Source organism: Pseudoalteromonas obscura (assembly GCF_030135505.1).
In the GTDB taxonomy this organism is placed as follows: domain Bacteria; phylum Pseudomonadota; class Gammaproteobacteria; order Enterobacterales; family Alteromonadaceae; genus Pseudoalteromonas; species Pseudoalteromonas obscura.
Window position 1 is genome coordinate 825,422 of sequence record NZ_JASJUT010000001.1, and the last position, 24,512, is coordinate 849,933.

Annotated in this window: 20 protein-coding genes and 1 pseudogene; 9 read left to right on the forward strand and 12 right to left on the reverse strand. The window is 43.2% G+C overall.

All coding sequences use genetic code 11. The annotated features are described in order from the left end of the window. Nucleotides 1-357: 357 nt before the first annotated feature. Nucleotides 358-489, forward strand: coding sequence for a hypothetical protein (locus QNM18_RS03605; RefSeq protein ID WP_284136369.1), 132 nt, complete (start codon nt 358-360; stop codon nt 487-489). Nucleotides 490-1,017: 528 nt separating this feature from the next. Beyond that, the gene (locus QNM18_RS03610) at nt 1,018-2,793 is read left to right on the forward strand and encodes a hypothetical protein (protein WP_284136370.1); all 1,776 of its coding nucleotides are present in this window, start codon (nt 1,018-1,020) and stop codon (nt 2,791-2,793) included. A gap of 95 nt (nt 2,794-2,888) precedes the next feature. On the opposite strand, the gene ydiJ is transcribed toward QNM18_RS03610, so the two are convergent. The 3 genes from ydiJ to QNM18_RS03625 form a co-directional block, all read right to left on the reverse strand. Next, nucleotides 2,889-5,894: a D-2-hydroxyglutarate dehydrogenase YdiJ gene (ydiJ, locus tag QNM18_RS03615; RefSeq protein WP_284136371.1), complete on the reverse strand. Its 3,006-nt coding sequence runs from the start codon at nt 5,892-5,894 to the stop codon at nt 2,889-2,891. A gap of 208 nt (nt 5,895-6,102) precedes the next feature. Next, nucleotides 6,103-7,335 carry an aspartyl protease family protein gene (locus QNM18_RS03620; protein ID WP_284136372.1) on the reverse strand — a complete coding sequence of 411 codons (1,233 nt, stop codon included), beginning with the start codon at nt 7,333-7,335 and terminating at the stop codon, nt 6,103-6,105. Nucleotides 7,336-7,954: 619 nt separating this feature from the next. After that, nucleotides 7,955-8,470, reverse strand: coding sequence for a DUF2141 domain-containing protein (locus QNM18_RS03625; RefSeq protein WP_211009139.1), 516 nt, complete (start codon nt 8,468-8,470; stop codon nt 7,955-7,957). Between the two features lie 537 nt (nt 8,471-9,007). Between QNM18_RS03625 and QNM18_RS27295 the strand changes: the two are divergent. From QNM18_RS27295 to QNM18_RS03635, 3 genes and pseudogenes are all read left to right on the forward strand, one after another. After that, nucleotides 9,008-9,436: pseudogene (locus QNM18_RS27295) on the forward strand (pirin family protein); the annotation flags it as partial. A gap of 81 nt (nt 9,437-9,517) precedes the next feature. Continuing rightward, on the forward strand, nt 9,518-9,877 hold the full coding sequence (locus tag QNM18_RS27300) for a pirin-like C-terminal cupin domain-containing protein (RefSeq protein ID WP_417714770.1): 360 nt from the start codon (nt 9,518-9,520) through the stop codon (nt 9,875-9,877). A gap of 57 nt (nt 9,878-9,934) precedes the next feature. Further along, a complete protein-coding gene (locus QNM18_RS03635; protein ID WP_284136374.1) occupies nt 9,935-11,146 on the forward strand; it encodes a bifunctional alpha/beta hydrolase/OsmC family protein in 1,212 nt (403 codons plus the stop codon). Nucleotides 11,147-11,247: 101 nt separating this feature from the next. On the opposite strand, the gene QNM18_RS03640 is transcribed toward QNM18_RS03635, so the two are convergent. From QNM18_RS03640 to QNM18_RS03680, 9 genes are all read right to left on the reverse strand, one after another. Then, on the reverse strand, nt 11,248-11,391 hold the full coding sequence (locus QNM18_RS03640) for a hypothetical protein (protein ID WP_284136375.1): 144 nt from the start codon (nt 11,389-11,391) through the stop codon (nt 11,248-11,250). A 253-nt stretch (nt 11,392-11,644) separates the two neighbouring features. After that, nucleotides 11,645-12,178, reverse strand: a complete 534-nt coding sequence (locus QNM18_RS03645; protein ID WP_284136376.1) for an SEL1-like repeat protein — start codon at nt 12,176-12,178, stop codon at nt 11,645-11,647. 247 nt (nt 12,179-12,425) lie between these two features. Beyond that, complete coding sequence (locus tag QNM18_RS03650) at nt 12,426-13,187, reverse strand: SDR family oxidoreductase (RefSeq protein WP_284136377.1); 762 nt, start codon at nt 13,185-13,187, stop codon at nt 12,426-12,428. 24 nt (nt 13,188-13,211) lie between these two features. Further along, nucleotides 13,212-14,102, reverse strand: a complete 891-nt coding sequence (mmsB, locus tag QNM18_RS03655; RefSeq protein ID WP_247687221.1) for a 3-hydroxyisobutyrate dehydrogenase — start codon at nt 14,100-14,102, stop codon at nt 13,212-13,214. 10 nt (nt 14,103-14,112) lie between these two features. Then, a complete protein-coding gene (locus tag QNM18_RS03660; protein ID WP_211009134.1) occupies nt 14,113-15,252 on the reverse strand; it encodes an enoyl-CoA hydratase/isomerase family protein in 1,140 nt (379 codons plus the stop codon). After that, the gene (locus tag QNM18_RS03665; protein ID WP_211009133.1) at nt 15,252-16,028 is read right to left on the reverse strand and encodes an enoyl-CoA hydratase; all 777 of its coding nucleotides are present in this window, start codon (nt 16,026-16,028) and stop codon (nt 15,252-15,254) included. Before QNM18_RS03665 ends, QNM18_RS03660 begins: the two co-directional genes overlap by 1 nt. Before the next feature lie 11 nt (nt 16,029-16,039). Beyond that, entirely contained in the window at nt 16,040-17,197 is a 1,158-nt protein-coding gene (locus QNM18_RS03670) for an acyl-CoA dehydrogenase family protein (protein WP_211009132.1), read from the reverse strand. A 128-nt stretch (nt 17,198-17,325) separates the two neighbouring features. Then, the gene (locus tag QNM18_RS03675) at nt 17,326-18,816 is read right to left on the reverse strand and encodes a CoA-acylating methylmalonate-semialdehyde dehydrogenase (RefSeq protein ID WP_211009131.1); all 1,491 of its coding nucleotides are present in this window, start codon (nt 18,814-18,816) and stop codon (nt 17,326-17,328) included. Between the two features lie 73 nt (nt 18,817-18,889). Next, a complete protein-coding gene (locus QNM18_RS03680) occupies nt 18,890-20,068 on the reverse strand; it encodes a thiolase family protein (protein WP_211009130.1) in 1,179 nt (392 codons plus the stop codon). 356 nt (nt 20,069-20,424) lie between these two features. On the opposite strand from QNM18_RS03680, the gene QNM18_RS03685 reads away from it, so the two are divergent. The 4 genes from QNM18_RS03685 to QNM18_RS03700 all read left to right on the forward strand — a co-directional run bounded on the left by QNM18_RS03685 (nt 20,425) and on the right by QNM18_RS03700 (nt 24,503). Continuing rightward, nucleotides 20,425-20,820 (forward strand): MerR family transcriptional regulator, encoded by a 396-nt coding sequence (locus QNM18_RS03685; protein ID WP_023400459.1) that lies wholly within the window; start codon nt 20,425-20,427, stop codon nt 20,818-20,820. Between the two features lie 96 nt (nt 20,821-20,916). Next, entirely contained in the window at nt 20,917-22,092 is a 1,176-nt protein-coding gene (locus tag QNM18_RS03690; RefSeq protein WP_211009129.1) for an isovaleryl-CoA dehydrogenase, read from the forward strand. A gap of 11 nt (nt 22,093-22,103) precedes the next feature. Beyond that, on the forward strand, nt 22,104-23,711 hold the full coding sequence (locus QNM18_RS03695; RefSeq protein WP_284136378.1) for a carboxyl transferase domain-containing protein: 1,608 nt from the start codon (nt 22,104-22,106) through the stop codon (nt 23,709-23,711). A 9-nt stretch (nt 23,712-23,720) separates the two neighbouring features. Continuing rightward, entirely contained in the window at nt 23,721-24,503 is a 783-nt protein-coding gene (locus tag QNM18_RS03700) for an enoyl-CoA hydratase-related protein (protein ID WP_284136379.1), read from the forward strand. The last annotated feature ends 9 nt before the right edge of the window (nt 24,504-24,512 follow it).

A 24,512-nucleotide genomic window follows, 5' to 3' on the forward strand; every position in this document is an offset into this window, starting at 1 on the left:
CACACCCAATGAGATTATTAACTTTTAAAAAAGATTACGGCAACGAAAGAACATAAACCAAACACTCTCACCTTAAATTCGTCTTTTAAAAAGTGTGATTTTTCATAATTTTTAAACACCATTATTTAGTAGATAGTTTTTCAGGCATGAATCTCTCATCTCATGTTCTAAAACATAACCCCTAGAAACGCTAAAATGCGACTACACCTCAAGAATAAAATTATTTTTATAACTTTTACGCCCCTCACGAAAAATAACAAGAACAATATAGAATAATAAAAACATTGATTTCAAAAACCAGCTCTGATACGTTTTAAAAACCCTATACGAATCGGGTTAAAATAAGGAATATTGAAAATGAAATTAAACAAAACGATCATAAAAAAACTTTCTCTAAATAACAAAGAGATTCAAAAATTTAAAACGGACAAAATCGCTGGTGGTGCCGACCGCCACTCAGGCGAATATTCTTGCCACGCTCTTGAGTGATAAATAACACTTTAAAATACCGACTATATCAATAGAAAAATAAGCACTTAAAGATAAAGCCATGCTGTGCATGGCTTTTAAATTAAAATATAAAAAACAACCAGCCAGAAACAACACACTGTTAAAAACAGTATTTTTATTATAACCTCAACAAATATTAACAAACACCTGTTCTATTAAAAATGATAGTTTTTAACAATTAACTCTTTAAAAGATAAGGTTCAAGTGGCGTTACCGACTTTTACCTACTCTAATTATGGCCTACCTCTCGTCAGCACGATTCTTCTGTATTTGGCAGAGCAGCTTCCCGTACAGACCAATAAGATAGTTTGCCAGCTTATGCACCATGAAACCGAGTGAATATTAAGTCTAACTATGACTTTTATTATATTGGATGCTGTCGGATACCTTTCGTTTTTCATAACCAATTTATGGGAACTATTTACCTTTATTGAAAAATATGAAGGCTGAACTTTTCAAATGTAATTAATTAGTTACAATAGCGAAAACTTTAATGGAGCAAACTAAATGCGTGGAAACATAATTCGAATTTGCTTGGTCTTGGCAATGACCGTATTAGTAGCCGCCTGCCAATCAAGCAACCCCATACAGAATACCCAACTAAACGATCAACAACCCTTGAAATTAGGCCAGGGAGTTGTAGCGCTTGAGCTAATCAATAACACCGACAGGCTCGGAAATTTGCACCCCAATTGGGGCGAAGTCATTATTATCCGGATCGATAACGAAGAGCAAAGAAAACAAGCAGCCATCGCTAAAGCCAAAGAGAAAGCACTTAAAAAGGGCAAAACATTTGATCCAGAGGCCGTTGATTGGGAACATGAGTACTTCAGTTTAAGACCAAATTCAAAAGGCACAGTATCAAGCCAATTATTTGTCGGTGCAATGCCCGAAGGTGAGTATCTCATTGGGTCACTGTATAGTTACTATAATGACGGTAATATGTCTTCTTGGATCACCATGCCTGTGTTTCAATCCGCTGGTGTATTTGAAGTGAAGGCAACACAGCTGACTAACTTGGGCACAATCGTTTTTCAACCTCTGTTAAATACCAAAGAACCTTCGTTTTGGAGCAATCGTTCAGAGCAACGCGCTTACGTCACTCGCCTCAGTGGCGATACAGACTTAGCGCCATTTGTAAAACATCATTATCAAAACTTGGCAAGTTCAATGGACTTTTCTTCGATTAACTCCTGGAAAGAAGACCCATTTACCGAGCTCAGAGCGAAACTAGGTTCACTCTCCAAAGCAAATGCGTACGGTGAACGAGCCATTGCTTTGCAAGGTAGTGAGTTAAACGCTTTAGCAGCCCGCTTTGGCCTGTTGCATTTAATCAACAAACAAGGAAACTTGACCACAGAGTCACTCCCAACATCATCCCAACTCACTTCAAGCTTACACTTTCGAGGTAACTTGCTGGTTGGCAGTGAGCGAGGTTTACTATTTAGTAAATCACAAAACGACCAATGGCAATCAAGTCAGCCAATCTCAGCCAAAGAAGCCTTTGTATGGTTAGGTACCGCCAATGGATTTGGTTATGCACTGGCCAGCTCTGAAAAGCAGCATGTGCTATATCGTTTTGCGGATGCAGATACCAATTGGCAAAAAATCGGCGAGTTTAAAAAGAAGGCTAACAATAACTGGCTGGTACAAAATGGGGGCCTTTTCGTGTTCTTCGACGCACAAGGTGAACCGAAGATAATCAACGACAACAAGCTTTTATCTTTTAATGAGGCCACAAACTCTTGGCAAGCAACTAAATATAAAAGCTTCAAAAAATTCTCACAACTGAAAACCGGTGAGCTAATCGCTGTTGAAGTAAGCCAATGGGATGGATTTGGAGATCAGGTCATTTCCCTTGATTACGGACAAAGTTGGCAAACAATAGAACGCTCTACAAGATTATTTGGCGATGCCAAAGCGGACGCTACTCTCCCAGCACTGCTTCCCAACAATCAAATTGCAACGGTGGGAAGAGTAAAGGTAGCCAAAGGAAGTAAAAAAAGCAGACTGCGTATTATTACCGCCGATATCGAAAATGCGAGTAATAAAACCAAGTGGATACCACATGGCGAGCTCAAAGCCAACTGTACCACCAAGCTGGCCGAGCTAACACAAGGCTCAACCCTCTTCTTCTTGTGCGATCAAGGGCAAGTTGTCAGCACATCAGACCTTGGGCAAAGCTGGGACGTGCGCATAGATATTGATATTGCACGTATGCAAGCCCAATATGAGGATTTTTTAGCCACGCAGAAAAAAGAAGCTCAATCTAAATCGGACTAAAAGCTCTAAACGTCTTTTGAGCAATCCAATAGAAGTATCAAGCCCGCTTTAATTGGTATGAGCTTGATACTTTCGAAGCCTAATCGCGAGACCAACTACGACAAATGCTCAGCAATAAACTCAACCGGGTGCATGGGTTTTTGTCCTTCAAATCGCTTAACTTGGCTGCGACACGAAAAGCCTGTCGCCACGACTTCTTCAGTCTTTACGTATTGTTGCCAAGACGCTTGATAAAGCGTTTCTGATGCAACCTGATTTTTGCTTTCGTGGCCGAAAGTTCCGGCCATACCGCAGCATCCGACATTTGGATTCTTAATCGCTACACCAAGTTTTTTGAAAATCTGCTGCCAAGCCGCTGAACTTGCACGCGCATTCGTTTCCTCGCTGCAATGAGGTAAGAGCGTCAAGGTCGCAATAGATCCCGTAAACTTCAAATCTGACAGGTTCTGTTGTTTAAGCCATTCATGTACAGTTAAAACTTGAAAGTCGCCGCGTTCATGCGATGTAAGTACTTTTCGATACTCATCGTCATAGACAAATACCATCGCTGAATCCAAACCAATCATGGGGATGTTTAGACTGGCGGCTTTTTGCAAAAAGGCGCTGGTAGTTATCGCTGTCGACTTAAATTCAGGTAAAAACCCTTTTATATGCTTGGTTTTGCCATTTTCATGATAGGGCAACAGCACAGCTTGTTTCCCCAATTTATCCGCCAACTTGACGACAGCTGCAATGAGTTCAGCTTCATAAAACCAAGTAAACGGATCGAGTACCACCAGCACCAGTTTATCCCTTTGCGACTCGTTAATCTTACTTAATACTTCATAATCGTACTCCATGCCTTTGGGCTGACGCTTACTCAGCAAAGGCAAATCTTGATAACCCAAAATCCACTTGCTCAAATAATTCGCCAACTTTGAACCTATCAGAGTATTCAACACTGCCGCACCACGGGACATAACTGGCAATAGCCTTTCTATGTTGCCAACCATGTGGTCTTTAAGCGTTCGACCATATTTTTGATGATAAAAGTGCAAAAAATAAGCTCTGGAATTAGGGATATCTACCTTTACTGGGCACGCAGTTGAGCAAGCTTTACACGCTAGACACGTATCCATTGCTCGTTTCACCTCATGATTTAACTGAGCAAGCTCTCCCACATCTGAAATCTCGACAGAGGATTCACTACCATTGAAATAAGCAGATTGCTGCAACGGTAAGTTGACGCCCTGCTCTGCTTGCAGTCGAGTCCACTCTTTAAATAGCATGGCGCGACCCTTGGGCGAGTCCCGCCTGTCTTTGGTCACTTTGTAGGACGGACACATCTGTGTATGCTCGTTGTAGTTGAAGCACAGCCCATTGCCATTGCAGTTTAGGGTATCTTGAAAGGTTGTTTTAATATTGATTGGCACAAGTTGGTCATAACGAGCCCTCATTGGCCCATTTACACCCGCAAGCACAGCTTTGCTAGTTAGCGGTGTACAAATTTTACTTGGATTGAGTTTGTTTTTCTTATCAAATGCAGTTTTAACCTTTCTTAGCTCCAAAAATAACTCTGGGCCAAAAAACTCTGGACCATATTCACTACGAAACCCTTTGCCATGCTCTCCCCAAAATAGCCCGCCATATTTTTTAGTTAACTTCGCCACTTTGTCAGAAATAGGTTTGAGCATAGCTTGCTGGTTTGTGTAACACAGATCCAAAGCAGGACGTACATGCAACACCCCAGCGTCCACATGACCAAACATGCCATAGGCCAGATTGTATGAGTCAAGTAATGCTCTAAACTCAATGATAAAATCAGCCAAATGTTCAGGAGGCACTGCCGTATCTTCGACAAATGCAATGGGCTTTTGCCCCCCCTTTGTATTGCCTAGCAGACCTACTGCTTTTTTACGCATGGCATAAACTTTAATGATGTCCGCTTTATCAGTCGTGATTGAATAGGACACAACACCCGACTGGTTGCTCGCGATAAGTGCCTCTAATTGAGCTGTAAGCGCGTCAACCTTAGTATTGATGTCTTGCTCATTTTGGCCATTAAATTCAACCATATTCAAGCCGTCAGATGTAACACCCGCAGGTGTGTCTAAAAACTTGGCAACACTTCGCCAGATCATATCCTCACGTGCTAGGTTAAGCACCTTGCTATCAACGGTCTCCACCGAGGTCGAACGCGCACTCACTAAAAATGGAGAATGCCTTAAGGCTGATTCAAAATTATCATAATTGATATTAACCAGAGCCTTAAATGGCTCAATGGGCAGGATATTTAGTTTAGCTTCAGCAACCACGCCCAAAGTACCTTCACTGCCTGCAATAATGCGCGTTAGGTCAAAGGTCTTCATGTCATCACTAAAGACATTTTTTAGGTCATATCCGGTAAGAAAACGATTCAGTTTAGGAAATACCTCAAGAATTTTTGTTCTGTTTTGCTCACAACTATTGATCACATCACGAAAAATCTGCCCTAATCGGCTTTGTTTTGCAGCAATTTCTTTTGCTGCCAAGGTACTCATTTTACTCGTATCTAATTCATAGCCATCGGGCAAAAAGCATTTTAGAGATATCAAGTGATCACTGGTCTTACCGTAAACCAATGAGCCCTGCCCTGAAGCGTCGGTATTTATCATACCGCCTATCGTAGCTCGGTTGCTGGTGGAAAGATCTGGCGCAAAAAAGAAACCTAGCGGCCTTAAATAATCGTTTAATTGGTCCTTGACCACACCGCCTTGAACTCTTACCCACTTTTCTTGGGTGTTTACTTCAAGGATTTCCCGCATATGGCGGGACAAGTCAAGTACAATACCGCCAGTTAGAGATTGTCCATTCGTTCCGGTTCCGCCACCTCGCGGCCCGAAAGAAAGTACGCTAAATTCTGCCCGCTCAGACAAAGCCAGCGCCTTTTGAATATCATCATTTGATTTGGCAAAGATCACTGCCTGAGGGTACTGCTGATAGATACTGTTATCCGTTGAGTGTACTAATTTGGTTGAATAGCTGCTGTCTACCTCTCCTTCAAAACCTAACCCCTTCAACGCGTTAAGGTAATTATCAAGCACTTCTGCTATGTGCCCGCTAGCGTTATTTTCTTGCTCCATTTTTTGCGCCCTACAAAATGATACAATATAACATAACCCCAGAAGTTAATCTGTACAATTTAGTGGGGACAAAATTCTTGGCAGGTTTAGCTCTCGTCAACCAGCACTCATTGCATAAAAAAACGGCAAGATAATTATCTTGCCGTTTTATATCGGTGGGAGACCTTCATTCAGTATAGTTAAATTACTCAGGTTTGCGACTAAACAACTAGTATTTAAAATCGTTACTATAACCTGCTACATGATCGGCACTGAGTTTGAAGCATAAATTATCTCTAGAGATACATAACTCATGTTCTCCTTGGGTGGCTGAAACGTCTATCCAATCCTTTTGCGATAACCTGTGCGCTTCAACGCCATTGAAGCTAAGCACTTCGTCACCAACTTTGATACCCGCACCAAAAGCGGCCATATCTGGCATTACGTAACGAACGACGAAAGCGCCACTAACTAGCTTTCTCAACTCTAATCCAAGTAAATTGTATCGCGCATTAAATACGACTGATTTATAAGGCTTTAAGTAGAGGCTCAAATTATGATAATCAATTACATAATTAAAATGGGACAATACAGAACTTCCTATCACTGACTTTCCATCATCGCCACCTTCGATAAAATTAGTTTTTACGTTGCTTAATTCTAATCCTGCAACTTGTAATGAAGGAATAGTGCCGCGTTGATGAATTGTTTGACCACTTAATCCAAAATCAGAACCTGTGACTGTTTTACCTTTAAACTCATAGCCCAAGTCACGGACATGGTAATTGTTAAGCTTGAAATAGTGGCGACTACCAGTATCAAGTACCAGCTCCTGAGACATTGTTTGGTTATCGCCTAAGTCAATTTCGCTGTCAAAATAAAGTTTGCTGAGAGATACACGCATAGGGATTGAAATATCTTGCTCGGACGGTTTGTAAGGCTCACGAGAAATTTCAATGCTCCCTGCTTTTGAATCAATATACCAAGTAAAATGTTTGAGAATATCATGACCCAATATTCCATCAAACACAGCCTCATCCGCTCTCAAAAAGTACTCGCTTTCTGTCACTGGCAAATAGGCAAAACTAACCCCCTGAAAACTCACATTACCGAGTTGAATTTCACTAACATCTGTCTGGAAACCGAGAGAGTTTTTACCGTCGCCCCACCCACCTAACTCTAGTGAGTAGCCCTCCTTTAATGCCAAGGCTTTCACCTTTTTGGAGTCATATAAAATTGAAATAGATGCCCCTGTGTCAATCATCATTTTGAAGCCATGGACCCCATTGATAGACATATAGACATAAGGTTTAGCGCTAATTTGTGCATCCACTTTTGTAGTTGTTTGTCCAGCTTGCCAATGTGGCTGAATATCATCGTTTTCGTACTTCAGCCGGATATAATTTGCAACACTGCATCCACTGAGCGTCATTGCCCCAAGTAAAATAATGAGTAACTTCACCGCTCACCTCCATTAAAATGATTTATCAGCAAAGCTTATCTCTGCATATGTGAAGAGAATGTCAAATTCACGATATTTGAAATGTGGTAAATCAACGCGTTTTATGAATCTACAATAAAGGAGGTTCGGAATTGCTCCGAAGGTTGGCTTTATGCGAAGGTGCGTTCTGTATAGAGAGCTGGTTTTGTGCCAAAGGTCAACAGCGTCATGATGCTTCTCTTGTCATCCCGCACTGGATTCAGGACCCATATTATCCTCCCTAAAACTCATAGATTGCGGAGCTAGTCCACAATGACGGAGTTAGAGGTGGTTTCGATGGGTTCGTTTTGTGCCAAAGGTCAGCAGCGTCATGATGCTTCTCTGTCATTCCGCACTGGATTCGGGACCCGTATAACCTTCCCTAAAACCCATAGATTGCGGAGCAAGTCCACAATGACGGGGTTAGAGGTGGTTTCGATGGGTTCGTTTTGTGCCAAAGGTCAGCAACGTCATGATACTTCTCTTGTCATCTCGAATTTGATTCGGGATCCAAATACTAAGTCCTATACCTGTGGCTAAAGTCAAAGCCGTCTTTGGCAAAAACCGAGCCTATGATTGCCCATCGACTCTCACCAGCCTTTTATCCACCAAACGCTTTCGACAAGTGGGTAGCTAGTTTGATTTCAATAGGCTGAGCTTCAGCAGTAATATCCACTATAGCGTCTTCAAAACTGCCTTTAGATAATGCTCTATAGGCATCGTTTGACAGACCATATGGTTCACTTGGCATGCCGATGAAAGGAAAAATCATTCGGTCTAGTGTGCCATCACTATCTTTATCGTGAACAACACTTATTGCATATTTCCCTGCTGGTATATTCGTCAAAACAATTTCAGTCGCAGGGATCGATGGTTTGATGACTTCACGGTGGAAATACTTAATACTTGATTCGTTGTAATTATCATCACTGTAATAAGAGTCCGCGTTGTCATGTAAATAAACCAGCAGTTGTCCTTCTTCCGTTTCAATATGATTTACCAAAATACGTACATCTGTTGGTACGCCTTTCACCTTGTTCACACTTACATTTGAAGTAGACAAGCACCCAGCAAGCAAAATGCTTGTCAATACGGGCAACACAACCTTTTTACTCATAACAAATACCTTTTAATATTTACAACCGACATTGAGTGCGCTGACCACCTAGCTCCTAATATCAGCGACATACTTATATCGCCACCCTAACCTTGACCTAAATTGAACACCAATAATTACACATGAGCACTTTTTTACAGCAAACTTGGCAAACAAAAGTCCTTTTCAGACTAAGGCACGAGCAGGGAGCCAACCTGACATAATCATAGTACCCAAAAGCATCACTTTTATGTCAATAGGTGACTTTTCTCAATAAAACCAGTCAACTATGTATGACAAAGCCTATTAACTTGTCTCACTAACGCTTAATTATTGTACCCAACTCAGAGGTTTTGTCTTCATTTACTTATTTTGAATTGTCACTTGCTGTACTTTAAAAGCCCCCACTCTGTCGCTCTCTATGCACATTATGCAAAGACACAGAAATGAGAAATTAGAACAATATATCCTATTTTTTAAATTTTACGCCCTCTCCTATCGCCACTAATATCATTTAATCGCAAGACACTTAGTTTTCTTCACTTGGAGTTTCATACCGTGGCTCAATTACTCAATTCAACCACACATGATATTGGCGGATTAACCGTCAACCGACTATTACCGCATATGACAAAGCGCATGGTTGGACCATTTATCTTTTTCGATCACATGGGCCCGACAAGTTTTCCTGTCGGTGAAGGCATTGAAGTTCAACCTCACCCTCATATCGGTTTATCGACACTAACCTATTTGATCGAAGGACAGATACTTCATCGAGATTCTCTAGGTAATTGTATTGAAATTACACCAGGCGATGTCAACTGGATGACCGCAGGTAAAGGGATAGTACACTCAGAAAGAGAAAGTTTTGAAACACGGTCTAAGCAGCATAACCTTAATGGCCTGCAATCGTGGATAGCATTGCCTGAACTCTATAGCAATATAGAGCCTAGCTTTGAGCATATCAGTAGACACGACTTACCGCAGGTAACGCACAAAGGAGTAATGAAAAGAGTGATCGCTGGAGAAGCGTATGGACTTCAATCACCTATAACTACTTATTCTCCAATGTTTTATGTCGATATCATTGCATCTGCGCAAAATCGGTTAGAGGTTCCTAATCCCAAGCAGGAAACTGCTATTTATATAATTTATGGAGAAGTTGAAGTAGCAGCTCAAAAGTATAACTCTGGTGAGTTTGTGCTACTTGCTCCCTCAGACAAGACCATTTCAGTGTCAAAAAACTCGCGTCTGATCTTGCTAGGTGGCGATAAATGGGAGAGCGTGCCATATATTCATTGGAATTTTGTGTCATTTAGTAAAGAGCGTATTGAACAAGCGAAGCGAGATTGGCAGCAAGGCAATTTTCCCAGTATTGAGCATGACAACCTCGAGCACGTCCCTTTGCCCACAAAGCACACTTTGTAAAAACACTTCAATCTTATTCAAGGTGAATTTTTAGCCTATTCAAAAATGGACAATATCATGAGAGAAAAAGTCGAGTTTATAAGTAATGGGAACACCCTAGCGGGCCTACTTGAGCGCCCCAGTGACCATATCAAAGCAGTAGCACTTTTCGCCCATTGTTTTACCTGTACAAAAGACATTGCGGCAGCATCCCGTATATCTAGAGCATTGGTAAAAGAAGGGTATGCTGTGCTACGGTTTGATTTTACAGGGCTGGGTAATAGCGATGGTGACTTTGCCAATAGTAACTTTTCTTCCAATCTTGATGACTTATATGCTGCAGCAGATTATTTGCGTCATCACTTCCATGCACAGCAAATTCTCATCGGCCATAGCCTAGGTGGCGCGGCGGTTTTGGCTGCTGCCAACCAAATTGAAGAAGTCAGCGCTGTGGTTACAATTGGAGCTCCTGCCAATGCACAACACGTGGTCCACAACTTTTCTGCGCATATCGATCAAATCAACCAAACTGGTGAAGCACAAGTCCAGCTAGGTTTACGCACATTTCATATAAAGAAACAGTTTTTGGATGACTTGGCAGCTCATAAAACACAGAAAAATACAGTGAATAAAAAGGCGCTCTTGGTTATGCATAGCCCTATCGATGATGTTGTAAGCATTGAGCAAGCCGAGGCCATTTATACAGATGCAAAACACCCTAAGAGTTTTATTTCTCTGGACAATGCAGACCATTTACTCAGTAAGGCAAATGATGCTGAATATGCCGCCACTGCTATTTCAGGGTGGGTAAGTAAATATGTGTCACACCACCTTGCGCCGGAAACTCAGCCTGTTGCCAATGGAGAGCTGGTGGTGAGCGAACAAGACCATAAGTTCACTCTCACTGTAAGCAGTGACAGTCATACATGGCTCGCGGATGAACCAACTAGCGTAGGTGGTAAGAATTTTGGACCAGATCCCTATGAGCACTTACTAGCGGCCCTTGGCACCTGCACTGTGATGACTATGCGCATGTATGCAAATTACAAAAAACTACCGGTAAAAGACATTAAAGTGACTTTACGCCACCAAAAAAGCCACCATCAGGACTGCGATAACTGCGACAACAACGACAGTTTCGCAGAGCATATTTCACGAGATATAGAATTAGAAGGTGAATTAACCTCAGAACAAAAACAAAAACTCCTGAGCATTGCAGATAAGTGCCCAGTACATAAAACACTGCACAATGAAATTAGGGTAACGACCGAACTAAAAAACACTAATTAATAGGTGTCTTCCGTTGTTGCTTACGTTGCACGTAAGCAACTACTGCTTTGGATGACGTTGCCATTCCCAACCACACAGCTCGAACCACCAAGGGGTATACGCTAACTTTTGCTGTAAGTATGAATGCCGAGGAGGATCATGTTTGGCATTCTTACCATTGCAGTGTCGACATTTTGTAACTTAAGCACTTGATAAAACTGTTCCATTTCAGAGATTGGTGTTTGGTAATCGGCCTCCCCTGCCATCTACAAGCTCGCGGTTTTATATTATCCATGTATGTTTTTGGGGAACGCTTTAAATAATGCGCTGTATTTTCCCAAGGTTTGCCATTGAACCAATATTGCGTGAACATCAGGTAAGCGTCAGACGTCAATACAAAACTATCGAAATTTACTGCTGGCTTCACTATGGCCACAGCAGCAAACAACTATGTCTTACCTAGCATCAACCACAGCAAGTTTTACAAATGCTTTAGTTGCTATTTCTTTGTGCAAATAACTATTCGAGGTTGAGTTGCGTTTCGTTCAGGTCCAAGGGGTAAACTGTAGATATTTTATCTTCTTTGGTGCATTTCACAGCCACTCTATTTGAACCAACGCTTGTAGAGTGTCGACAAGTTACGAATTGCGCTTTCAAACCAAATTTACGTTTGTAATCCGCAGCCACCTTATCTATTTTCTGTTGCATCTGAGGCGTTGCCTTGCCGTAGAGCGCATCATAAAAATTAACCCACTCTTCAATACCTGACTCGGCAGCCACACTTAGCCAACCCATACCTATTAATGTTGACTGCTCAACGTGCTGGCCTTTTAAAAACATAAATGCCAAGTAATACTGTGCATCCTTGTAACCCCATGTCGCGAGCTCGCTAAGCGCCTCAAATGCCTCGGGATATGCTTGTTGATGGTAGAGCTTGATGCCCTTTTTTTCCTGCTTATGAATCGCATCAATATCTTTAATAATGGCGCGATTAGATTGGCAAGCTGGTAGTAGCGTTATCAATACAATTAGAAGAAGTAACTTCTGTATCATGATAGACATCCGGTCAATTTAATTATAGGAATTATAATTTTAGTCAGGATAACTCATTGCAATAAAAAGAGTAAAAACGAATAAAGTGTTGAATATAGCAGTCTAAAAATAAAAAAGCGGCGGGACACACCCCCACCGCTTTATTCAACACACTCTCTTCTTTCGAAGATAAAGGAACATAAGTATGCGAATACTTTGAATATTAACGATATTTTATGACAAAATAGCGAAAATACTCGATATTTTTTTAAAGTCGAATACCGCCATCAATTTCAACAACTCGACCTGTAAAGAACTCATTTTCAATGATAAATTGTGCTGTGTGGGCTATTTCTTGCGCTTCACCTAAACGGCCAACAGGCTTCATCTTAACCAAACGCTCTTTCGCTTCAGGCTTCATCGCATCAGTCATCTTAGTGCGAATAACACCAGGTGCAATTGCGCCGACACGAATACCATAGCGACCAAGTTCTTTCGCCCATGTTGTCGTCATTGCGACCACACCCGCTTTTGCTGCAGAGTAGTTAGTTTGGCCGATATTACCTGCACGCGCCACGCTGGACATGTTAATAATAACGCCACCTTGATCTGCCTCAATCATTTTAACAGCCGCTTCTCGTCCGCACAGGAATACACCTGTGAGATTCACATCCATTAATGACTGGAATTGATCAAGAGACATCTTTTTGACCACTTCACCGTCTTTAACTTTTACAAACAAACCATCACGTAAAATGCCCGCGTTGTTGATCAATACCGATAACGAGCCAAAATCTTCAACTATTTTATCAAATACTTCTTCTACATTGCTCTCAATACTGACATTCGCAACGTAAGTTCTAACGGTTACATCAAACTGGCTAAGCTCTTCTACTGCGTCTTGCAAAACTTCTTCTTGCATATCAACCAGCGCTAGGTTTGCGCCCAAACTTGCCATTTTATGTGCCATTGCAAGACCTAAGCCCTGTGCACCACCTGTAATTACAACCGTTTTATTTTCTACATTCATAACTAAATTTTAAACCTTTACGTTTTAAGACTTTTCAGAGAAAAGTTTAAATATCGCACTAAAATCTTCCGCCCCTTTGCCTTGGTTTTGCATTAGGTTATAAAGATTTTTAGCCAGTGCGCCCATTGGGGTGGCTGAATTTGTCTGCTGAGCGGCTTGCATTGCAAGTCCTAAGTCTTTTGCCATCAAATCCACCATAAAGCCCGGTTTGTACTCATTTGAAGAAGGAACATTGTCCAGTACATTCGGGCATGGGTTATACACTTCAAGTGTCCAATTGCGCCCAGAGCTATTGAGCATAATCTCACTCAATACTTTGGGGTCTAAGCCGTGATCTACACCCATTTGGAGTGCTTCGCTGGTCCCTGCCATTAAAATTGACAGCAGCATGTTATTACAAATTTTTGCGACCTGCCCGGCACCTATGTCCCCAGCGTGATAGATATTTTTACCCATATCCTTCAACACTGTGTGCGCTTTGGCAAAATCTTCGTCGCGTCCACCTACAATGAAAGTCAACGTCCCAGCAGCAGCTCCGGCCACACCCCCAGACACTGGAGCATCAACAAAAGACACGCCTGCATTTGCTAGCTCTTTACCAACAAATTGGGCGGACTCTGCGTCTATTGTCGAACAGTCAATAACCAGTGCCGACTTACTAAGGTAGTTGATTAATCCATCTTCGCCAGTATAAATTGAGCGAACATGTTTGCCAGCAGGCAGCATGCTGATCACAAAGTCTGCACCTGTACAGGTATCAGATACTTTTTTAGCCGCGCTAGCACCTTGTTCAACTAGTTGATTTACAACTTCTTCATTTAAGTCAAATACCGTCACACTGTGACCAGCTTTCACTAAGTTTGCGGCCATTGGGCCACCCATATTACCTAGGCCAATAAATCCAACTTTTGCCATTTTTATTTCCTTACATAGTTGCCAATGGGTGGTTTTTGTCATCCCACTTAGGTACAAAGAAGCTTTCAATCACATCACTATCTACGTCAGCAATGGATTTAAAGCGCCAGTTTGGTTTGCCGTCTTTATCTATCAATAATGCACGCACGCCCTCTTGAAACTCACCCACCTCTCCACAGTGAACGGACATCGCCAGCTCCTGTGAAAAACACGCTTTTAAAGATTGGCCAGCTAGGCGTTTAAGCTGTTCACTGACCAATACCGCACTCAGTGGAGAACCGTGTTTTAGGCCAGCCTGAGCTTTGCTCAGCCATTTGTTTTCGCTGCTATCAATTGACAAAATGTGATCAACTTGTGCTGATAGGCTTGGTAAATCAGTGAGCTTCTTAATCTCATTTGCTAACGGTTTAAGCGCGCTGCTAGGCAGAGAATGAGCGCCCTCTTCAATGGACAATAATAGTTGTGTTAACTTATCGTGATTCAGCACATTGGTTTTACCCCAATTTACTTCACTTAGGTTATGCAACAAAATGTCAAAGTGGTCAGCATTGATAAAGTGATCGGCTAGGCCAACAAATTTAGCGTCATTGGCATTCACAGAAGCGCCTGTTAAACCTAAAAATAGGCCAACACCTTCTGGCATTTTATTTAAGAAATACGAACCGCCTACATCCGGATATAAACCGATGGTGATTTCAGGCATGGCAATACGCGATGTTTCTGTTACCACACGGTGGCTAGCTCCTGCCATCAGACCCAAACCGCCACCCATAATGATGCCATTACCCCAAAGTAGAATAGGCTTGTCATAATTATGGATTTGGTAATCGAGTTTGTACTCTTCGCTAAAGAAGGTTTCGAGGAAGTTATTTCCATCGTCGGCTGCCATCGCTTTATATAAACTGACAACATCGCCGCCAGCACAGAAAGCCTTATCACCCGACCCTCTCAGTACCACCATCGCAATACTGTCATCGGCCGACCACTCACTCAACTGAGGAGCCAATAAGCGGATCATGTCTAAATTAAGCGCATTTAACGCTTTTGGCGCATTTAAGGTCGCAATTGCGACCTTCATGTCATTATTACAGTGCGCCAATTGGAACACGACTGGCGCGTCTTCTTGGTTTAGTAACTGTAATTCAACCATTAGCCATTCACCCAATTTGCTTTACGCTTTTCCAAAAATGCGTTGACGCCTTCTTTTTGATCTTGTGTATCAAATAATGTCACGAATAACTCACGCTCTAAAGGCAGCGCACTATCGATGGTACCTGTGCGGCCTTTTTGAATAAGTGACTTACACGCTGTAACTGCGACAGGGCTTTGATCTTCTACTTTTGATGCAAGTTCTAAAGCCGCTTCGAGTGCCTGACCTTGCTCAACAACTTCTTCAACTAGGCCAATTTTTTCAGCTTTGTCAGCTTTAAGGCGCTCACCGCATAAAATCATGCGCTTCGCCCAACCTTCACCTACCAACCAAGATAGGTTTTGGGTTCCCCCCGCACAAGGAAGTAAGCCCACTTTTGCCTCTGGTAACGCCATTTGCGCTTGCGCCTCTGCGATACGAATATCACACGCCAACGCGACTTCTAGACCTCCACCCATTGCAAAGCCGTTAATCGCTGCAATCGATACACCTCGGAAGTTGCTCAGAGTTTCAAAAGCTTCGCCAAAAACACGTGACATGTCAGCCGCAACACCTTTGTCACCATCTGCGAATACATTCAAATCAGCGCCAGCTGAAAAGAACTTTTCACCTTCACCTGTAATAACAAGCGAGTAAATTTCTTTATCTGCGTTTAATTCTTTAACCAGCTCTTTTAAGCCAACCAATGTATCACGCGTCCAAGTGTTCGCAGGTGGGTTTGACATAGTTACAATTGCAATGTGACCACGTTTTTCAAGTTTTAATTGTGCAGACATTTATTCGCTCCTTATAAAACGCTTGCAGCGCCTTCAGCTAAAATTCGACGGGCAATGATCACACGCATGATCTCGTTTGTGCCCTCTAAGATTTGGTGAACGCGTACATCACGTAAGTGGCGTTCAAGTGGGTACTCTTTGATATAACCATATCCACCATGGATTTGCAGGGCATCATCACACACTTTCGTACCTACATCGGTTGCGAAGCGCTTTGCCATCGCACAATAAGTGGTTTTTTCTGGATCATTGCTATCCAGTTTAAATGCTGCCAAGCGCACCATTTGTCGTGCCGCAACAAGTTCGGTATTCATATCAGCAATTTTAAATTGCAATGCTTGGAAAGCAGCCAGTGGCTTGCCAAATTGCTGACGCTCTTGCATGTATTCTTTGGCAGTATTCAACGCCTGTTGCGCAGTACCAATTGAACAAGTGGCGATATTTATGCGGCCACCATCTAAGCCTTGCATAGCAAACTTGAACCCTTCGCCTTCTTTACCCATCAAGTTTGCAGCAGGAATTCTAACGTCTTCGAAGGTGATCAAGCGAGTCGGTTGTGCATTCCAGCCCATTTTCTCTTCGGCTTTACCATAAATTACACCAGCGGCGTCCGCTGGAACAACAAATGCAGAGATCCCTTTCGGTCCATCCTCACCGGTACGCGCCATAACCACTAAAACATCTGTTTCGCCCGCGCCCGAGATAAACATTTTCGACCCGTTCAGGATATACTCATCGCCTTCTAATACGGCTTTCGTTTTCAGTGATGCAGCGTCCGAACCTGAACCTGGTTCGGTTAGGCAATATGATGCAAGCAATTCACCCATAACCAGCTGGTCCATATACTGACTTTTCACTTCGTCAGTACCAAAGCTTGCAATCATCCACGTCGCCATATTGTGGATAGTCAACATCGCAGTTGTTGCTGTACAACCCATCGACAGCTGCTCAAAAATAATGCTTGAGTCAAGGCGAGATAAGCCTAAACCACCCGCCTCTTCTGGCGTGTAAAGGCCACAAAAACCAAGCTCACCTGCCTGTTTGATAACATCTTTAGGAAAAATATGCTCTTGATCCCAACGCGCTGCATTAGGAGCAAGTTCGGTCATAGCAAATTGGTAAGCGGTTTCGGCGAATGCCTGTTGATCTTCGTTCAGATTAAAGTCCATAAAAGACCTCTCTTGTTGTCGTATCAAGTGATATACGTCACTTGTTTTTATTCTTGTTGCACCTGATCTGCGTCAGGCGGTACTACTAAAAGCCCAGCATAGGTACTGGGCTTAGGGATTTTGCGGAATTAACGTAGGTTAATACTCATATTTGGGCCAGTGACTGCTTCATCAGCAAACCAGCGAGATGTGATTGTCTTAGTTTCAGTATAGAAACGCACACCTTGTTTACCGTAAGTGTGAACATCACCATAAAAAGAGTTTTTCCAACCTGTGAATGAGAAGAAAGGTAATGGCACAGGAATTGGAATATTAATACCTACCTGACCAACCTGAATTTCTTGTTGGAATTTACGTGCAGCTGCACCACTTGCTGTAAATAGTGAAACACCATTTCCGTAAGGGCTGTTATTTACGAGCGCAATCGCTTCTTCAAGGGTATCAACAAATACACAGTTTAATACTGGACCAAAGATTTCCTCTTTGTAAATGTCCATGTCTGTTGTCACATTGGTAAATAATGTAGGACCAACCCAGTTACCTTTTTCGTAACCTTCCACTGTAAAGTCTGAGCCATCTAATAAACAAGTTGCACCTTGCGCTTTACCTGACTCAATCAAAGACAAAATACGAGCTTTTGCGGCTGCTGAAGTTTGTGGGCCATATGCCGCTTCAGGGTCATTCCAGATGCCTGGACGAACCTTTTCAAGGCCCGCTTTTAAGTCATCAACCCACTCTTGTGATTTACCAACAAATACAGCGACCGAAATACCCATACAACGTTGACCTGCCGCACCCACTGATGCACCAACTAGGTTGTTGATAGTCTGCTCTTTGCTTGCGTCTGGCATTATCACCATATGGTTTTTAGCACCCACACATGCTTGAACACGTTTTAGGTTCTCTGTGCCTTTGCTGTAAATATATTGGCCAACACCACACGATCCAACAAATGATACGGCGCGAATCTCTGGCGCTTCTAGAATTTGGTCTACTTGGTCTTTACCACCGTGAACAACTTGCAGTACGCCTTTTGGTGCGCCGGCCTCTTCAAATAGCTCGACTAAGCGCATTGGTGTCAACGGGTCTTGCTCAGATGGTTTAAGAACAAAAGTGTTACCGCAAACAATCGCCATTGGGAACATCCACAATGGGATCATTGCCGGGAAGTTGAACGGTGTAATACCAGCACAAACGCCTAGAGGTTGGATGTAAGAGTATGTATCGATGTTACGTGCAACATTTTCAACTGTCTCACCCATCATCATAGCAGGCGCATTAGCAGCTTGTTCTACTACTTCAATACCACGCCAAACGTCACCTTTTGCATCTTCAAATGTTTTGCCAAGCTCATGACAAATAATGGTAGCGATTTCTTCTTGGTGCTCTTTTAACAGCGCCGCATATCGCATCATGATACGTGCACGCTCTGGTACAGGCACATTTTTCCATGTTTGGAAGGCTTCTTGAGCAGAATTAATTGCTGCTTGTACTTCTTGTGACGTAGCGCAAGGTACCTGTGCAAGTACTTCTTGATTTGCTGGATTAACAACGTCTAACCATTTGTCAGACTGCGACTGTGTGAATTCACCGTTGATGTATAATGGTACCTGGTGCATTTTGCACTCCTCCCCAAAAAAACTGAAAGTAGCGCCGCGTTAAAAGTTAGTATTGTTGCGGCGCTTTGACGATTTAAACTTCTACTGCGAGTGCAACCGCCTCACCACCACCAATACACAGTGATGCAATACCTTTTGACAGGCCGCGATTGCGAAGTGCGTGAATTAGTGTCACCAAAATACGTGCGCCACTTGCGCCAATTGGATGACCTAGTGCACACGCACCACCGTTAACATTAACTTTAGCGCTATCTAGCTGCATTTCGTTGATCGCAAGCATGGTCACCATAGCGAATGCTTCATTGATCTCCCAAAGGTCAACGTCTTCTTTTGACCAACCAGCTTTGTCAAGCAACGAGTTCATTGCGCCAACTGGTGCAATAGTGAACTCAGCTGGTGCCTGAGAGTGTGTTGCGTGCGCAACAATCTTACATAAAGGCGTAAGACCGTGTGCTTTTGCTTCTGACTCACTCATTAAGATCAGTGCCGCTGCACCATCTGAAATAGACGACGAGTTAGCTGCTGTAATAGTGCCATCTTTTTTGAAAGCTGGACGAAGTGAAGGGATTTTATCTGGACGTGCGTTACCAGGCTGTTCATCCGTTGTTACCTCTACATCACCCTTTCGCGTTGAAATGATGTGTGGGATAACTTCGTTATCGAAACTGCCACTTTCAATTGCCGCGTTTGCCTTACTCAAAGAGTTCAGCGCAAATTCGTCCATATTTTCACGAGTGATGCCATATTGATCTGCGGTGTCTTGGGCAAAGCAACCCATTGCTTTTTTATCATACGCATCTTCAAGACCATCTGCCATCATGTGGTCAATAACTTGATTGTGGCCCATGCGCATACCACCGCGCGCGTTCGGCATGAAATATGGCGCATTTGTCATGCTCTCCATGCCGCCTGCAACCGCAGTTTTTATACTACCTGATTTGATCAAATCATGAGCGAACATTGCTGCTTTAAGACCTGAACCACATACCTTGTTGATAGTTGTTGCACCTGTAGAACGTGCTAGGCCGGCGTGCAGCGTCGCTTGACGCGCTGGCGCTTGACCAAGACCTGCTGGTAATACACATCCCATGATAACTTCGTCGATGCTGGCATCCGATAAACCAGTATCATTCATGACAGCTTTGATTGCAGTTGCACCCAGATCAGTCGCTGACGCGCCTGAAAGGCTACCCATAAATCCACCCATAGGTGTACGTTTTGCTGCTACGATGACTACGGCTTCGTTACTCATTTAAAACTCCTGTTAACAAGCAAATTGCTTGCTTTTAGTAATCTCTTACGTCGAGCATACCTAAAATTTACGTTTACGCCAACGTAAATCTAAAATCAAGCGCTTTGCGATTTTCAAAAATGTAAAGTTTACTTGCACAGCTGTGTTGCCAAGTTGGCAGTTTACTGCGCATTCCCTTGCTATATCCCATGTCGAAGAGCTAATTAACAAAGCATATAGTGCCTTATGCGAGCTAAAAGTAGTTCAAGATCCAGATTTTGCATATGCGACTAAAGCATGATGCAAAAACGACACTTTACCTTTACGTAAACTTCACTTATATTGGTCTAATCAGTTTCGAAGTAAGTGTGTAAATAATGCAAGACACCAATAAAGAACCAACCTACTCAATAAGCGAACTCGCTAAGGAGTTTGACATTACCACACGAAGTATTCGTTTTTATGAAGATCAAGGATTACTTTCGCCAGAGCGTAATGGTCAGACCCGTATATATTCAAAACGAGACAAAGTCCGTCTCAAATTAATTCTGCGCGGTAAGCGACTAGGCTTTACGCTTGCCGAAACTGGCAGATTATTTGAGTTATACGATGCAGATAAATCCAGTGAAAAACAGCTCCACACCATGTTGCAATTAATAGAAGAGAAAAAAGCCGACCTGAGTCAACAAATGGATGACATCAAGGTGGTGTTGATGGAACTGGTTACTGCTGAAAGACGCTGCCTCGATACTTTAAAAGAATTACAAGACTAATCAATACACGTATTTGTTTGCTGGGGCGTCTGCCAAAACCCGCCTCAGCAACCCGCAAGGGTGACAACACAAACCCTCACACAGGATGACAACAAGATGAGCACAGTATCACTATATAAAGAACTCAATTTTGGACTTGGCGAAACCGCAGACATGATCCGAGATCATGTTAATAATTTTGCCACTAGCGAAATTTCACCACTGGCGGAAAAAACCGATCATGACAACGCATTTCCAAATGAGCTATGGCCAAAGTTTGGCGAAATGGGCTTACTCGGTATCACTGTGCCAGAAGAATTTGGTGGTGCGAATATGGGCTACCTTGAGCACGTTATTGCGATGGAAGAGATCAGCCGAGCAAGTGCATCAATTGGCTTGAGCTACGGCGCACACTCTAACCTTTGTGTGAACCAAATAAACCGCAACGGCAACCAAGTACAAAAAGAAAAATATTTGCCAAAACTGATCAGCGGTGAGCACATCGGCGCACTAGCAATGAGTGAGCCAAACTCTGGTTCAGACGTTGTTTCTATGAAGTTAAAAGCCGAAAAGAAAGGCGATAAGTACGTTCTAAATGGCAATAAAATGTGGATCACCAATGGTCCAGATGCCGACGTTTTTGTAATTTACGCAAAAACAGACTTAAACGCAGGACCTCGTGGTATTACAGCGTTTATCGTTGAGCGTGATTTCCCAGGCTTTTCTACAGCTCAAAAACTCGATAAGTTAGGGATGCGCGGCTCAAATACCTGTGAATTGGTATTTGAAGACTGTGAAGTGCCGGAAGAAAATATATTAGGCACACTAAACGAAGGTGTTAAGGTACTGATGAGCGGCCTAGACTACGAGCGCGTTGTACTTGCTGGTGGCCCACTTGGCATTATGCAAGCGTGTATGGATGTGGTTGTGCCTTATATTCATGAACGTCAGCAGTTCAATCAGTCTATTGGTGAGTTCCAACTTGTTCAAGGCAAAATTGCCGACATGTACACTCAAATGAATGCTGCCCGTTCATACGTATACACAGTAGCAAAAGCATGTGACCGCGGTGAAACAACGCGTAAAGATGCCGCTGGCGCGATTTTATATGCCGCAGAGCTGGCTACCAAACTTGCACTGGATGCCATCCAACTACTAGGTGGTAATGGCTACATCAACGAATACCCTACTGGTCGCCTCTTGCGTGACGCCAAACTCTATGAAATTGGCGCTGGTACCTCAGAAATACGCCGCATGCTAATTGGTCGTGAGCTATTTAACGAAAGCCGTTAAGGAGAAGTGCCATGACAGTATTAAACTCTTCTGTTAATACGCACGACCAACAGTTTAAAGACAACCATGACGCGATGGCGTCATTGGTTGACGATTTAAATGACAAGGTCGAAAATTTAAGCCAAGGTGGCGGCGAAGCCCTCATTGCTCGCCATCAAAGTCGCGGAAAACTGTTTGTCCGTGACAGAATAGATACATTACTCGACGAAGGTTCTCCGTTTTTAGAAATTTCCCAATTTGCTGCATTTGGCGTATATGAGCAAGATATCCCATGTGCAGGGGTCGTTGCAGGTATTGGCCGTGTCAAAGGTGTCGAATGTATGATTGTCGGCAACGATGCAACTGTAAAAGGCGGTACTTACTTCCCGCTCACGGTTAAAAAGCATTTAAGAGCGCAAGAAATTGCAGAGCGCTGCCACCTTCCCTGTATCTATTTAGTAGACTCTGGCGGTGCTAACCTGCCAGAACAAGACGAAGTATTTCCAGACAAACTACATTTTGGTCGCATCTTCTATAACCAAGCTCGTATGTCTGCCAAAGGTATTCCACAAATTGCAGTGGTTATGGGCCTTTGTACCGCAGGTGGTGCGTATGTGCCGGCAATGGCGGACGAAAGTATCATAGTCAAAGAGCAAGGCACTATATTTTTAGCAGGTCCGCCTTTGGTAAAAGCGGCGACCGGCGAAGAGGTCAGTGCAGAAGATTTAGGCGGTGCGGATGTACACTGTAAAGTATCCGGTGTTGCCGATCATTACGCTGAAAACGACGAGCATGCGCTATCAATTGCCCGCCAGTGTATTGAACGACTAAACCATCAACGCCCAACCCAGCCCATTCTAAAAGATATTAAGCCCCCTAGATACGATATTAGTGAGATCTACGGCATCGTTGGGACCGATCTGAAAAAGCCATTCGACGTTCGTGAAGTGATCGCACGTATTGTCGATGACTCTCAATTCGATGAATTTAAGCGTTACTTTGGTGAAACTTTGGTAACTGGCTTTGCAGAAATATTTGGCCGCCCAGTTGGTATCGTCGCCAATAATGGCATTCTCTTTTCTGAGTCTGCGCAAAAAGGCGCACACTTTATTCAACTGTGCGCACAGCGTGATATCCCGCTGCTGTTTTTGCAAAACATTACAGGTTTTATGGTCGGCCAAAAATACGAAGCCGAAGGTATCGCCAAACACGGTGCCAAAATGGTGACCGCGGTATCATGTGCTGACGTCCCTAAATTTACCGTACTTATCGGTGGCTCTTATGGTGCAGGTAACTACGGTATGTGCGGACGTGCTTACGAACCAACTATGATGTGGATGTGGCCAAATGCCCGTATTTCCGTCATGGGTGGTGAACAAGCGGCCGGCGTATTAACACAAGTGCGTCAAGATGGCCTAGCACGCAAAGGCCAAAGCATGAATGATGACGAAGTTGCAGAGTTCAAGAAACCAATTATTGAGCAATACGAAAAGCAAGGTCATCCATATTATGCCAGTGCGCGTCTGTGGGATGATGGCATCATCGACCCTGCTGACACACGAAATGTACTTGGGCTTGCGCTAGAAGCAGCTGCAAATGCGCCAAGACAAGAGTCTAAGTTTGGTATTTTCAGAATGTAGGGGGCGTACATGTCTGTCACTTTAAATATTACGAAAAGCAAGGTGGCGATTTTAGAATTAAGTCGCCCTGAAAAACACAATGCGTTTAACGCAGAGATCATCGCTGAGTTGATCAAAACCATCGAGTACGCCAACGAGCTAGAGATCCGTGCTCTGGTGTTAAAAACCCAAGGCAAACACTTTTCTGCTGGTGCAGATCTCGCTTGGATGAAATCAATGGCGGATAACAACTATGAAGAAAACGTCGCTGATTCTCTAGAGCTGGCTAAACTAATGCAAGTACTCGCCACCTCACCACACCCTACTTTATGCTTGGTTCAAGGGGCTGCTTTTGGTGGAGCTTTAGGTCTGATTGCTTGCTGTGATATTGCCGTTGCCACTGCTAATGCAAAATTCTGTTTGAGCGAAGTAAAGTTAGGCCTGATCCCAGCTGTGATCAGCCCATATGTGATCAAAGCTATTGGAGAAAGGCAAGCCCGCCGCTATTTTTTAACAGCGGAAGTGTTTGAAGCAAACAAAGCGCTGGAATTAGGCTTGATCCACGACATTAGTGAAGACCTAGAGCAAAGCGAAGAGTACTTTATCGAACAGCTACTAAATAACGGCCCTGTTGCAGTAAAAAGTGCCAAGTCGCTAATTAACGAAGTCGCAGGTAAATATATTGATGAAGGGCTTATCACCCACACAGCCAAGCGAATCGCTGAAATTCGAGTCAGTGATGAAGGACAAGAAGGTTTGAGTGCCTTTTTTGATAAACGCGCGCCAAATTGGCAACCGACGGCAAGCGAGTAAGGAGCAGAA

Bases quoted from the DNA above. Each gene is read 5' to 3' on its own strand.
- QNM18_RS03685 (WP_023400459.1), top strand. From the start codon at position 20,425: ATGCAAGACACCAATAAAGAACCAACCTACTCAATAAGCGAACTCGCT.
- QNM18_RS03695 (WP_284136378.1), top strand. From the start codon at position 22,104: ATGACAGTATTAAACTCTTCTGTTAATACGCACGACCAACAGTTTAAA.
- QNM18_RS03625 (WP_211009139.1), bottom strand. From the start codon at position 8,470: ATGAGTAAAAAGGTTGTGTTGCCCGTATTGACAAGCATTTTGCTTGCT.
- QNM18_RS03670 (WP_211009132.1), bottom strand. From the start codon at position 17,197: ATGGACTTTAATCTGAACGAAGATCAACAGGCATTCGCCGAAACCGCT.
- QNM18_RS03675 (WP_211009131.1), bottom strand. From the start codon at position 18,816: ATGCACCAGGTACCATTATACATCAACGGTGAATTCACACAGTCGCAG.
- QNM18_RS03635 (WP_284136374.1), top strand. From the start codon at position 9,935: ATGAGAGAAAAAGTCGAGTTTATAAGTAATGGGAACACCCTAGCGGGC.
- QNM18_RS03700 (WP_284136379.1), top strand. From the start codon at position 23,721: ATGTCTGTCACTTTAAATATTACGAAAAGCAAGGTGGCGATTTTAGAA.
- QNM18_RS03640 (WP_284136375.1), bottom strand. From the start codon at position 11,391: ATGGCAGGGGAGGCCGATTACCAAACACCAATCTCTGAAATGGAACAG.
- QNM18_RS27300 (WP_417714770.1), top strand. From the start codon at position 9,518: ATGTTTTATGTCGATATCATTGCATCTGCGCAAAATCGGTTAGAGGTT.
- QNM18_RS03660 (WP_211009134.1), bottom strand. From the start codon at position 15,252: ATGGTTGAATTACAGTTACTAAACCAAGAAGACGCGCCAGTCGTGTTC.
- mmsB (WP_247687221.1), bottom strand. From the start codon at position 14,102: ATGGCAAAAGTTGGATTTATTGGCCTAGGTAATATGGGTGGCCCAATG.
- QNM18_RS03605 (WP_284136369.1), top strand. From the start codon at position 358: ATGAAATTAAACAAAACGATCATAAAAAAACTTTCTCTAAATAACAAA.
- QNM18_RS03610 (WP_284136370.1), top strand. From the start codon at position 1,018: ATGCGTGGAAACATAATTCGAATTTGCTTGGTCTTGGCAATGACCGTA.
- QNM18_RS03680 (WP_211009130.1), bottom strand. From the start codon at position 20,068: ATGAGTAACGAAGCCGTAGTCATCGTAGCAGCAAAACGTACACCTATG.
- ydiJ (WP_284136371.1), bottom strand. From the start codon at position 5,894: ATGGAGCAAGAAAATAACGCTAGCGGGCACATAGCAGAAGTGCTTGAT.
- QNM18_RS03650 (WP_284136377.1), bottom strand. From the start codon at position 13,187: ATGAATGTAGAAAATAAAACGGTTGTAATTACAGGTGGTGCACAGGGC.
- QNM18_RS03665 (WP_211009133.1), bottom strand. From the start codon at position 16,028: ATGTCTGCACAATTAAAACTTGAAAAACGTGGTCACATTGCAATTGTA.
- QNM18_RS03690 (WP_211009129.1), top strand. From the start codon at position 20,917: ATGAGCACAGTATCACTATATAAAGAACTCAATTTTGGACTTGGCGAA.
- QNM18_RS03645 (WP_284136376.1), bottom strand. From the start codon at position 12,178: ATGATACAGAAGTTACTTCTTCTAATTGTATTGATAACGCTACTACCA.